Origin of the sequence: Bacillus sp. N13C7, assembly GCF_026790065.1 — a bacterium.
In the GTDB taxonomy this organism is placed as follows: domain Bacteria; phylum Bacillota; class Bacilli; order Bacillales; family Bacillaceae; genus Bacillus.
The window spans coordinates 454827-466932 of sequence record NZ_JALAMO010000007.1 but is presented as its reverse complement, the minus strand read 5'-3'; the positions used below and the strand labels follow the sequence as shown (position 1 = coordinate 466932).

At 44.6% G+C, this 12106-nt stretch carries 13 protein-coding genes; 4 read left to right on the top strand and 9 right to left on the bottom strand.

The genetic code is table 11. The features are described from left to right. Window positions 1–25: 25 nt before the first annotated feature. The 4 genes from opuBD to opuBA are packed head-to-tail and all read right to left on the bottom strand — an operon-like array spanning window position 26 to window position 3468. Window positions 26–706: a choline ABC transporter permease OpuBD gene (gene opuBD / locus MOB98_RS10455; protein WP_268360887.1), complete on the bottom strand. Its 681-nt coding sequence runs from the start codon at window positions 704–706 to the stop codon at window positions 26–28. Between the two features lie 16 nt (window positions 707–722). Further along, window positions 723–1643 (bottom strand): choline ABC transporter substrate-binding lipoprotein OpuBC, encoded by a 921-nt coding sequence (gene opuBC / locus MOB98_RS10450; RefSeq protein WP_268360889.1) that lies wholly within the window; start codon window positions 1641–1643, stop codon window positions 723–725. Between the two features lie 11 nt (window positions 1644–1654). Next, window positions 1655–2308: a choline ABC transporter permease OpuBB gene (gene opuBB / locus MOB98_RS10445; protein WP_268360891.1), complete on the bottom strand. Its 654-nt coding sequence runs from the start codon at window positions 2306–2308 to the stop codon at window positions 1655–1657. Between the two features lie 14 nt (window positions 2309–2322). Next, window positions 2323–3468, bottom strand: a complete 1146-nt coding sequence (gene opuBA / locus MOB98_RS10440; RefSeq protein WP_268360893.1) for a choline ABC transporter ATP-binding protein OpuBA — start codon at window positions 3466–3468, stop codon at window positions 2323–2325. 284 nt (window positions 3469–3752) lie between these two features. On the opposite strand from opuBA, the gene MOB98_RS10435 reads away from it, so the two are divergent. After that, window positions 3753–4286: a GbsR/MarR family transcriptional regulator gene (locus MOB98_RS10435; protein ID WP_268360895.1), complete on the top strand. Its 534-nt coding sequence runs from the start codon at window positions 3753–3755 to the stop codon at window positions 4284–4286. Between the two features lie 33 nt (window positions 4287–4319). Here the strand turns inward: MOB98_RS10435 and opuCD are convergent, their stop codons facing one another. From opuCD to opuCA, 4 genes are read right to left on the bottom strand one after another with little or no spacing between them, the layout of a single operon-like run. After that, entirely contained in the window at window positions 4320–4994 is a 675-nt protein-coding gene (gene opuCD, locus MOB98_RS10430) for a glycine betaine/carnitine/choline/choline sulfate ABC transporter permease OpuCD (protein WP_268360896.1), read from the bottom strand. Window positions 4995–5011: 17 nt separating this feature from the next. Further along, entirely contained in the window at window positions 5012–5929 is a 918-nt protein-coding gene (opuCC, locus tag MOB98_RS10425) for an osmoprotectant ABC transporter substrate-binding lipoprotein OpuCC (protein WP_268360898.1), read from the bottom strand. Window positions 5930–5942: 13 nt separating this feature from the next. Continuing rightward, the gene (opuCB, locus tag MOB98_RS10420) at window positions 5943–6596 is read right to left on the bottom strand and encodes a glycine betaine/carnitine/choline/choline sulfate ABC transporter permease OpuCB (protein ID WP_268360900.1); all 654 of its coding nucleotides are present in this window, start codon (window positions 6594–6596) and stop codon (window positions 5943–5945) included. A 22-nt stretch (window positions 6597–6618) separates the two neighbouring features. Then, window positions 6619–7758, bottom strand: coding sequence for an osmoprotectant ABC transporter ATP-binding protein OpuCA (opuCA, locus tag MOB98_RS10415; RefSeq protein ID WP_268360902.1), 1140 nt, complete (start codon window positions 7756–7758; stop codon window positions 6619–6621). A 262-nt stretch (window positions 7759–8020) separates the two neighbouring features. Between opuCA and opcR the strand changes: the two genes are divergently transcribed. From opcR to MOB98_RS10400, 3 genes are all read left to right on the top strand, one after another. Further along, complete coding sequence (gene opcR / locus MOB98_RS10410) at window positions 8021–8578, top strand: opuC operon transcriptional regulator OpcR (protein ID WP_268360903.1); 558 nt, start codon at window positions 8021–8023, stop codon at window positions 8576–8578. A gap of 111 nt (window positions 8579–8689) precedes the next feature. After that, window positions 8690–9304 carry a PH domain-containing protein gene (locus MOB98_RS10405; protein ID WP_268360905.1) on the top strand — a complete coding sequence of 205 codons (615 nt, stop codon included), beginning with the start codon at window positions 8690–8692 and terminating at the stop codon, window positions 9302–9304. Window positions 9305–9449: 145 nt separating this feature from the next. After that, window positions 9450–10148 (top strand): zinc ribbon domain-containing protein, encoded by a 699-nt coding sequence (locus MOB98_RS10400; protein ID WP_268360907.1) that lies wholly within the window; start codon window positions 9450–9452, stop codon window positions 10146–10148. Window positions 10149–10186: 38 nt separating this feature from the next. Here the strand turns inward: MOB98_RS10400 and MOB98_RS10395 are convergent, their stop codons facing one another. Continuing rightward, window positions 10187–12001, bottom strand: coding sequence for a zinc ribbon domain-containing protein (locus MOB98_RS10395; RefSeq protein ID WP_268360909.1), 1815 nt, complete (start codon window positions 11999–12001; stop codon window positions 10187–10189). Between the last annotated feature and the right edge of the window lie 105 nt (window positions 12002–12106).

Sequence of the window (12106 nt, the reverse complement as noted above, 5' to 3'; positions counted from 1 at the left end):
AGTCATCCAAGCCTCTTTTTCTATTCTATGCAGCGGTTTGAACGTGTTTCGCTCTGGTTCTTTTTTTCTTTACCGGGCTTAATGCCCGCTCCAGCCAAGCCATTAGCAAATCAGCGGCAACCGCCATGACCGCAGTCGGTATTGCTCCCGCGAGAATAATTGCAGTTCCGTTTGTCGCGTTTGATCCGCGGACGATCATATCCCCGAGCCCTCCGGCGCCGACAAATGTACCGATTGCCGTAATCCCGATGGCAATGACGAGAGCCGTGCGCAAGCCCGCCATCATGACAGAAAGCGCGAGCGGGAGCTCAACCATCCGGAGAACCTGGAATTTCGTCATGCCCATCGCTTTTCCCGATTCTAAGTAGGCATGTTCAATGCTGACTATGCCTGTGTACGTGTTTCGGATAATCGGCAGAAGGGAATACAGAAATAATGACACAATCACCGTATTTGCCCCGAGCCCCATGACAAGCATCAAGACGGCCAGCATGGCGAGCGCGGGGATTGTCTGAATAACGTTTGTTACTGCGAACACCCAGGCTGACAAACGGCGAAAATGCGCAATGAGGATTCCGACCGGAACTCCGACGGCAGCGGCAAACAAAACACCGTAAGCCGACATGAGAAAGTGCCGGGCGAATTCTTCCATAACGTAGCTGCCATTCTGCGCATAATACGTCATGACCTGTTCAAGCACGTTCATTGGCTACTTCCCCCTTTCACGATTCGAAGTAATGATGCTTTTCTAAATATTCCTTGGCAACGACAGACGGTTCTTTTAAGTTGCCGTCGACCTCATAGTTAAGCTCCTGCATTGTGGCTGTGTCGATTTTCCCGATCATTTTCCGGATGATGCCTTCAAGCTCAGGATGTTCTTTGAGCACTTGTTCCGGCACAACCGGAGAGCAGTCATACGGCGGGAAAAATTGCTTATCATCCTTTAGCATTTTAAGGCCATAGGACTTGATTCTTCCATCCGTCGAATACGCGAGGACAATGTCCATTTTTCCGCTTTTCACCGCGTCATACACAAGCCCGATCTGCATGGGATACGTGCCGCCGAATGTCATGCCGTAGGTTTTCGTAAAGTCCTGATAGCCGTTTCCCTTGAGCTTCATCCAATAGTTATCGACACCCAGCTTTAATTGCGTCGCCCATTTTTTAATGTCTGATACGGTTTCTAAATGGTATTTGTCTGCTAGCTCCTTGCTGACTGTAAAAGCATATGTATTATCAAACCCATAGGAGTCATACCATTTTAAATCGTATCTTTTTTTAAACTCCTGCTGTGTTAATGCCAGTGCTTTGTCCGGATCCTTCTCTGGTGCCATTCTCAGCGTGCCTGTCAGCGCATCGCCGGTATATCTTGTGGCGGCAATGTCGATTTCCCCGTTCATTAAGGCCTGTTGCTGCACCGCGTTGGAGCCGAGATTTTTAATGGTTGTTGTTTTGAGATCAGTATGATGTTCAATCAGCTGGCCAAGCATATTTGCGATGATTTCTGATTCGCTCATGCTCTGCGCGCCGATTTTAATGGTCTGGTCTGAAGCGGCGCTGAGACCCGGAAGCGAACAGCCGCTCAGCATCAGCATTGCTGCAAGTATTAAACCGATCATCCATTTGTGATAGTTTCTTTTCATGAGCCGCCTCCTTATGAAACTTCCTTCAATCTTTGCATGCCGGCAGGTGTCAGTTTTCGTTCAGTCACCGCCAGCACATAATCAATCACAATCGCTAGTATCGTGACGGGAGCCGCGCCTCCGATGATGTATTCCGGCTGATATAAATTCAGGCCGATAAAAATGTAATCACCCAATCCGCCGCCTCCGATAAAGGAAGCAAGCGTGGCCCAGCCGATTAAGTAAATTGTTGATGTTCTGATTCCCGCCATGATAACAGGCGCAGCAAGCGGCAGCTCCACCAGGCGGACTTGTTCAGCCGGTGTCATTCCGATGCCTTTACCAGACTCGAGCAGATTTTTGTTGACGCCGCGAATGCCAGTATACGTGTTTCGGAGAATCGGCAACACGGAATAGAAAAACAGAGCCGCGATGGCAGGAACCTTTCCGACACCTAGGAGCGGAATAAAGATAGCAAGAATTGCCAGACTCGGCAGCGTCTGAATGATATTGACGATGCCGATAATGGTGCTGGCTCCCTTCTTCATTCTCGTAAGCACAACCCCGAGGGGTACGGCAACGAGCACACCCAAAATGACAGCAATGAACGATATCATGATATGCTCATATGTTTTATAAAGGAGCTCGTCCCCGTTGGTTTGCAAAAATTGAACAATATGATTCACAACTTATCGCCTCCCTATGACAATACCGCGAGCTGCTTTTCTTCTCCCCAGATAGAGTCATACACAATATCGACCAGACTCGCTCTCGTCACAATTCCAATTAAGCGCCGGTCTTTATCCACAACAGGGACATATTTAACACCCCGTTTTAAAATTTTCCGGACCGTGTCCCTTAGCAGTGTGCCGCCCAATACTGTATAAAGATCTTCATGTAAAACCTCTCCTACGAGATTGGCTTTTTTCCGGGATTGATCAATGATTTCAACATCTACATAGCCCTGCAGAACGTGACCGTCATCGACGACAAGCAGTGAATCGACACGCTCCTGCCTCATCAGCTGAATGGCTTCAGAAAGCGTTTTATCCGCAGTGATCGTCACAGGCTGTGTGTTCATAATCTGATCAACCCGTTCAACATCCGGGCTGGATGACTCGATCAGCCGCTCCTTGCCGATAAATTCCTCGACAAATTCATCAGCTGGATTTCTTAAAATGTCATCGGGTGTTCCAACTTGAACGATTTCTCCCGCTTTTAAAATCACAATCCGGTCTGCCAGTTTAATCGCTTCATCCATATCGTGGGTAACAAAAACGATGGTTTTATGTAAGGTTTTTTGCAGTTTTTTAAATTCTTCCTGAAGGGAATCCCTCGTAATCGGGTCAAGTGCCCCAAACGGTTCATCCATTAAGATAAGCGGTGGCTCCGCGGCAAGTGCCCGTAATACACCAATTCGCTGCTGCTGTCCCCCGCTTAATTCATGAGGGTAACGGTCTAAATATTCAGGCCCCATATCAACTAATTTCAGAAGCTCCCGCGCCCGTTCTTTCCGCTGCTGCTCCGGCCAATTCAGCAGTTTGGGGACAAGTGAAATATTCTGCTGAATGGTCATATGAGGAAACAGGCCGATTTGCTGAATGACATAGCCGATCTTACGCCTAAGCTCTACGGGGTCCTGTTCCATAATGTTTTCGCCGTCAATGAAAATCTTGCCGGCGGAAGGCTCAATTAATCGGTTAATCATTTTCATTGTTGTCGTTTTTCCGCAGCCGCTCGGGCCGATAAAACAGATAAATTCGCCTTTTGCAATCTTAAGATTCACGTTGTTCACAGCTTTTTTGCCGCCCTTGTATGTTTTCGAGACATTTTCTAATGTCAGCAAACATCGCACCTCCAAAGTTAAGTTTATTCAATTCATTCAGTTCGTATTTAATTTTTCAGACAATTGAATGGTTCCCATTATAGAATAAAGTTTATAAAATAAAAAGTTTACAATTTGTTCATATTATTTATAAAGTATGTGTAAACGCTGATTTACCTGCATTGACCTGTAATGATCTCCTTATTGCTCCAATTTCCTGCCAAATTCTCTTGTTACAGCATTTCCGCCGCATCAAAAATGTGGTATATTGACATCGGAATTGTTAGCTGAAAGGATTGAAACCGTTGGAGAAAGATCCGTTAACGATCATTGAACAAGCTGAGGACCATTTAATAGAAAGACTCGCGGAAAACATGCATGCATTTGGAATGCCCTCTACCGTCGGACGTGTGCTGGGCATTATTTATATGAATCGAAAACCGATGACGCTGACCGAACTTTCCGAAGCGACCGGCATGAGCAAAACACGCATGAGCCAGGTTGTGCGGGAAATGCTGGATGCCAACATCGCCGAGAAGGTGTTCGAAAAGGGCGTGCGAAAAGATTTATATGAGGTCGAACAGGATTACTACCAAACGTTTATTACCCTGTTTACAGCCACTTGGAGCAAAGTCGTCAGCAAGAACAAAATGATGCATAAAAAACTCAATCGGGAACTGCTCAGCGTCTTGGACGAAGAGCTTACTCCTGAAGCGGAAGAAAAAGTCAATGAGCTGCTGAAGGAACTAAAGGAATGGCTCGATTATTATAATTGGCTCGGGCGATTGATTGAGTTTTTTGAAAGCGAAGAAATTTTTAAATATGTGCCGAAGCCGTAAAAAAACGCCCTGTCATTCACAAGGCGTTTTTTCTTATGCGGCGCCGGCCAGATTTTTCTTCTTTTTCTTTTTAATCGGGCTTAACGTGCGTTCAAGCCAGCCCATCACCAAATCGGCTATCACCGCCATCAGAGCCGTGGGGATTGCACCCGCCAGTATAATCGCGGTTCCATTTGTTGCATTTGATCCTCTGACGATGATATCCCCGAGACCGCCTGCACCGACAAATGTCCCGATCGCTGTAATGCCGATGGCGATGACAAGCGCGGTGCGGAGGCCGGCCATAATAACAGAAAGCGCAAGCGGAAGCTCGACCATCCGCAGCACTTGACATTTTGTCATTCCCATCGCTTTTCCGGATTCCAAATAGGCATGTTCAATGCTGATAATGCCTGTATACGTATTTCTGATAATCGGCAGAAGAGAATACAGAAATAATGACAATATCACTGTATTAGCACCCAGCCCCATGACAAGCATCAGCACGGCAAGCATGGCGAGAGCCGGGATGGTTTGAATGACGTTCGTCACCGCAAAAACCCATCCGCTTAATGTTCTGTATCTGGCTATCAGGATGCCGAGCGGAATCCCAACAATGGCGGCAAACAAAACGCCGTACACCGACATCAGAAAATGGCGGTAAAACTCCTGCAGCACGTAGCTGCCGTTTTGCGAATAGTAAGTGCCAAGCTGCTGTAGTACCTCCATATGATCCACCTCTTTTCTTAGTCAAAATAATGATGTTTCTCTAAAAATTCCTTCGCTACGACAGACGGCTCCTTCAGCTTGCCATCCACCTCGTAGTTAAGCTCCTGCATCGTTTCCGTATCAATTTGCCCGATCAGCTTATTGATCACGCCTTCAAGCTCCGGATGTTCCTTAAGCACCTTTTCAGGAATCACCGGTGAACAGTCATACGGCGGGAAAAAACGCTTATCGTCCTTTAAGATTTTGAGATCATAGGCTTTAATCCGTCCATCCGTTGAATAAGCCAGAACAGCATCCATTTTTCCGTTTTTGACTGCGTCATAGACAAGCCCGATCTGCATCGGATAAGTTGTGCCGAACTCAAATTCATATGTGCTCACAAAGCCTTTATACCCGTCGCCTTTCCGTTTCAGCCAAGCATTATCGACGCCTAATTTATAATGAGAAGCGTTTTTCTTCAGGTCAGATACGGTGTTGATACGCTCCTTTTCCGCAAACTTTTTTGTTACGGTAAAGGCATATGTGTTCTCAAATCCGTAGGAATCAAACCATTTATAGGCAAAGCGCTTTTCAAATTCGTTCTGCACAATGTTCAGCGCTTTTTTCGGATCTTTTTCTGCTTCCTTGCCGAGGGTGCTTGTTAAATCTGTTCCGGAATAGCGCGTGGCAGAAATATCAATGTCACCGCCCAGCATCGCTTGGTGCTGAACATAGTTTGACCCGAGGTTTTTCACTAAAGCGGTATTCAAATCTGTATCATGTTCAATAAGCTGTGCGATCATATTCGCTACAATTTCTGATTCTGTCATGCTTTGCGCCCCGACTTTGATCGTGTCGTCTGAAGCGCCGCCGAGCCCTGGCAGAGAACAGCCGCTCAGCAGCAGGACAAAGGCAATAGCGAACGCGCCAAGCCATTTGATTTTTTTCGTTTTCAACAGAGCCAACTCCTTACGAAACTTCCTTCATCCCTTGCAATCCTTTCGGCGTCACCTTTCGTTCGGTCACAGCCAGCACGTAATCAATGATAATGGCCAGGATCGTGACCGGCACGGCGCCGCCAATGATATATTCAGGCTGATACAGGTTTAAGCCGATAAAAATGTAATCACCGAGACCGCCGCCCCCGATAAACGATGCAAGTGTCGCCCAGCCGATTAAATAGATCGTTGATGTGCGGATCCCCGCCATAATAATCGGGATCGCCAGCGGGATTTCAACGAGCCGAATCTGTTCCCAGCCGGTCATGCCGATCCCTTTTCCCGATTCCAGCAGATTTTTGTTGACACCTTTAATGCCGGTATACGTGTTGCGCAGGATCGGCAGCACCGAATAGAAAAATAAAGCGACAATTGCAGGCACTTTTCCGACACCGAGAAGCGGAATAAAGAAGGCTAAAATCGCCAGGCTCGGCAGGGTTTGCACAATGTTGACGGCGCCTATAATCGCGCCTGCGCCTTTCTTCATTCTGGTGAGAGCAACGCCTAGCGGCACCGCAACGATAATGCCCAATACAACGGCAATGAGTGAAATATATAAATGCTCACCTGTTTTATACAGCAGTTCTCCGCCGTTCGTTTGCAAAAAAGTCATCATTTGATTCATCTTAATAGAGCTCCTCCCCTGGTCAGATCGTCATGAGCTGGTCTTCCTCGCCCCATATGGAATCGTATACGATATCAACAAGGCTCGCTCTCGTCACAATTCCTGCTAAATGATTCTGTTCATCCACCACAGGAACATACTTGATTCCCTGCTTCAGGATTTTCCGGACCGTATCGCGAAGAAGCGCTCCTTTTTGCACAGTATATATATCCGAGCGGTATACATCGCCAACGACGCTCGCTTTTTTGCGGTTTTGATCAATCATTTCCACATCAACATAGCCCTTCAGCACATTTTGCCGGTCCACAACAAGCAGTGAATCGACACGTTTTTCTCTCATCAGCTGAATCGCCTGTGAAAGCGTTTTGTCCGCTGATACCGTCACAGGTGTTCTGTTCATCATTTGCTCTACCCGCTCGATATCCGGTCTCGACTGGATCAGGCGTTCTTTCCCGATAAATTCTTCAACAAATTCATTTGCAGGGTTCCGGAGAATCTCATCGGGTGTGCCGACTTGAACGATTTCTCCCGCTTTTAAAATCACGATCCGGTCAGCCAGCTTAATCGCTTCATCCATATCATGGGTTACAAACACAATCGTTTTGTTTAAGGTTCTTTGCAGTTTTTTGAATTCTTCCTGAAGGGAATCACGCGTAATTGGGTCAAGCGCTCCGAACGGTTCATCCATTAGAATGAGAGGGGGTTCCGCAGCCAGTGCACGCAGCACGCCGATTCTTTGCTGCTGTCCGCCGCTGAGCTCATGGGGGTAACGGCCTAAATATTCCGGGCCCATATCCACAAGCTTTAACAGCTCTCTCGCCCGTTCTTTCCGTTTTTCTTCAGGCCATTTCAGCAGCTTTGGCACAAGTGAGATGTTCTGCTGGATGGTCATGTGGGGGAACAGACCGATCTGCTGAATCACATAGCCGATTTTTCTCCTCAGTTCAACCGGGTCCTGCTCCATAATATTTTCTCCGTCGATAAAGATGTTTCCTGACGATGGTTCAATTAATCTATTGATCATTTTCATCGTCGTCGTTTTTCCGCAGCCGCTCGGGCCGATAAAACAGATAAATTCGCCCTTGGCGATATCTAAATCAATGCTGTTCACAGCCTTTTTGCCGCCTTTATATACTTTTGACACTTGTTCTAATTTCAGCAATCCGTGCACCTCCGCAGGTTCTCTTTAATTTTCTGAAAAGTATAATCTTTATTATAGTTTGAACTTTATAAAATAAAAAGTTTACAATGTGTTGAAATTATATGTTATTTACAGATTATCTATTGTTATGACCAAGACGGAGAGGGTGTTCTTACAATTACGCCGGATCCCTCCCTCTTCCTCTGCATTCAGCTATTTTCAACAACTGTCAGAAATATGTTATATTGACACCATCAATTGCCATTTGAAGGGATGATCAGCTGTGGAAAAAACTGCTCTCGACATCATTGAACATGCTGAAGAGCATCTCATTGAGAAGATTGCCGAAAATATGCATACGTTTGGAATGCCTTCAACTGTCGGGCGTGTGCTTGGAATTATCTATATGAATCGAAAACCGATGACGCTAAGCGAGCTGTCAGAGGCAACAGGCATGAGCAAAACACGGATGAGCCAGGTTGTCCGTGAAATGATCGATGCCAATATTGCCGAAAAGGTGTTTGAAAAAGGCGTACGAAAAGACCTATATGACGTCGAGCAGGATTATTATCAAACCTTCATTTCATTATTTGCGGCGAACTGGACAAAGGTCGTAAGCAAAAACAAAGTGCTGTATAAAAAATTAAACCGGGAGCTGACTGATCTTTTACAAAGGGACGGGCTTACCCCGGAAGCGGAAGAGAAAGTCAATCAGCTGCTGAATGAATTAAGAGAATGGCTCCATTACTATGACTGGCTGAGCAGATTGATTGAATTCTTTGAGAGCGAGGAAGTCTTTCAATACGTGCCGAAAACAAAAGAAAGCAGTTTCCTGAAGTAAGGGAACTGCTTTCTTTTGTGGATAAAATGTTGTGATTTTATCAGTTATAGCCTGACAGAAACACTCCATGCTACAATAAAGTGACAAATGGAATAGGAAGGACGTATGCAGATGTTCAAAAAAATTGCAGCAGATGCACTGGGCTTATCTGATATCGGAAAAATTATCGACCCTCAGGATTATGACAAAACAGATGCTGATGACTATGTCATGCATGAAGACAATGAGAAAATATATTTCTTGATTAAAACAAAAGCAGACGAATACTGCTTTACGAATCTGGCTCTGATCCATGTAGACGGCGAACGCGCCACTTCCTCAAAACGAACATTGAAACGCTATCCTTATTCGCAGTATAAAATCTCTGACGTTTTTCTGGAAACCGCCGGAAAAGTCGATTTGGATGTTGAAATTAAGTTCAAGCTGGGCGGTGAACAATTCGACATCGATGTGCACAAAGACCAAATTGAAAAGTTAAAAGACCTTTATAAAGCACTGCTTCGTATCGCAGAAACAACCTATGAAAATGATATTTTAATCAATCAAGCGGAACAAAGCTTGGATAAAGCCGCAACGATTCTTCACCATACCCGTCCAGAGCACGTCAATATTGAAACGCAATATAAAGAGCTGACTGAATTCGGATTCACTTGGCTGACATCCGTTCGCTCGCAGTATCATATTAAGGATTTTGGGGATGTATTTGAGAAATATATAAATAACTAGCATATAAAAACGACACAGCTGCTATTGGGCTCGTGTCTTTTTTATATGGTATTTTTGTATGAATATTGGTTACTTTACAACTTTTTTCTTTTATAATAAACCTATTAGTCTATTTTCCCTATATTATAGATAAAGGAGTTATTTTATGTATTGTCCTCAATGCGGCCATCAAACAGATGGCGGAAAGTTTTGTGAGAAATGCGGATCACCTCTCCCTGGTCAATCAGGCCAACAGCAGGCAGCTCAAACCGGAGCCACTGCAAAACAAGCTGCAAAGCAGTTCGGTTCTTTTGTCCTTGCCGTCCTGAAACGCCCTTATCAGGAGTGTAGAACAACAGGCGGAGAGCAGCTGATCAGCGCAGTTATTACGATGGTTCTATTCAGTTTGCTGACCCCTTTGATGTTGTACACTCTTCTATCAGACGGTCCCGGAAGCGTAAGCTTTACAGCAGTCTTCTTAGAACCAACCATTTACTTTGCCCTGTTTCTTTTCGGTTTGCATGCCTTGATCTTTTTCGCTTTGAAAATCGCGGGAAACCAAGTATCTTTCAAGGATTCCTTTTCAAGGTTTGGTGCGTTTCTCATTCCGTTTACAGCTATTTTGATTTTTGCCCTTTTATTGTTTTTATTACATACAGACATTTGCTTTACCGTGTTAGCCGTTGGTTTAATCGGTGCATTTTTTGCCATTCCTCCTGCGATGATGAGCAGTTACCAGCATTCATATAAAGGAAAGGCTGATATCATTTACTCAACGATTGTGATTTATCTGATCACCTGCGTTACATTTCAGCTTATGATCGAACACTATATCAAGGAGATTTTCCGTTATATGTTCTTTTAAAAAAACAACCCCATCACCAGCTGGCGATGGGGTTGTTTTTATTGAATCGACGTTAAGTAAATTCTTCCGTTCTTCACTACGCCGGTATAAGTCCAATTATATGTTCTGAGCTTTGGACTGCCGCCTGATTTTGTGATATAGAATTCTTCGTACGTCTTAATTGTAATCGCTGATCCATTTTGGCTCCAGCTTTTCACTTCATAGTTATTAAAGTCTTCCGTTGTTCCCTCTTTATTTAATTTCGCCACGAGATGCTGCTGGTCGGAATAAAGGGAACTGCCTTTTTCAAGGCTGTCTTCCATCAGTGAGAAATTATTTTGATTCACGGCATCTGCCTGATTTTGCAGATAACTGCCCATGAATAATGTCACTTGTTCATCTGTAACATCACCGCTTGCAGAGCTTTCGCTGTTTTTGTTTTTCGAGCCTGCCCAAGCGGATGTGTACGTCTCCGGTTTGTCATTTTTGATTTTCTTTATATTTGTACCGGCAGATTCGAATGTTGATTCTGCATCTTCAAAAATCCATTTTTTCTGTTTTTTATCATATGAAAGAAGATATTCATAACTCGGACTTTCGTCAGTCATTTCAGATTTTGTATAGTCGTTATACGAAGAAGACTGGTGAAGTTCTTTTCCTGTTACCGATACCTGCCACGTTCCGTCGTTTTTCTGAGAGAGGGCAAATGTGTCCAGGTCAAAATCAGTTTCCAAGTATCTATCTTTTAAGTATGAATCCGCGCTTTTCATAGAATCGACGGTGTCCTTCGTCTCCGCCTTCCAATTGGCACTTGCCTCTGTCATCTCGGCTGTATTCCCATCAGATAGCGCTTTGGAGTATTGTTTTGTTGTTTTGACAATTGTGTTCATAATCTGTTCCTGTGTAGCTTGATCAGGAATTAACGTTAACTCCATTTCTTTATGATCGATCGGAACGCCCGCTGTTTTTGTTTTCCCCCATGGAAATGCTGCCTCGACTGAAGCCGTCATGGATCCGTCTGTCAGAAGCGGTCCGTATGTTACAGATTTGAACGGGTCTTTATGAATCGACTTGCCGTTAATCAGCAAGTCTCCCTTCCCGCTCTTGATGTCATCTGCTAAGCTGAATGTCACATCGTCTGCTTCTAGTGAGAGATCAACACGAAAGCTGTTATCGCCCACCGCCTGTATGTCTTCCTTTTTCACAAGATCGACTACATCGTTTTTCAGTTTGGCTGAGACTGTATATTCGCCGGGGATGTACGGCCCTAGAGTTTGTGCTTGATCCGCTTTCTTTACAGATCCGGCATCCTCTTTATTGACATATAGATCGGTATTTTTATAATTGCTGGTCACTTCAAAATAAACAGGTGCTACCTTTAAGTCATAATGGTCAAAAACAAGCAAGCTTTTCCCGTCTTTCTCCGCGTATACGATATCCTTTTGGGCTGTTTCAGCACGCAGCGATGCAAAAAGCTCATCTTTTTTGTCAGGATGATCCTTTAAATATGTAAGAAACGGCTTTACATTATTTTTAGTAAGCTTAAGCTTGTCATTTACCGGCGTAAGAAGAGACGCGATTTGGTCTTTATCCTCATCATTTACAGCCTGTTCAAACTTGTCGACTAACCTATCCTTTGAAGTAAAGTACGCTCCGGTTTTATATGCGGCGAATACTATCACGCACGCTGCGGCAATGCTGCTCCATAACATGATGGTTTTCTTAGGGATTGGTTTTCTCGGAGCCTGCTTCGTTTCAGCAGTGCTTGCTGTTTCTTTATGTGCCTGTCTGCTACTTCCTCCTATCGGGGTGCCGCATTCTTTACAAAACTTGGCCCCTTCATTATTTTTTTGACCACATTCCTTACAAAACATGTGACTTTCCTCCTAGTTGTTATCCACTATTTTGTACAGATTTCCTATGTTACATATTTTATAATAGAATGGTATGAAATTGGAGGAAATCACGAAAATATCTCT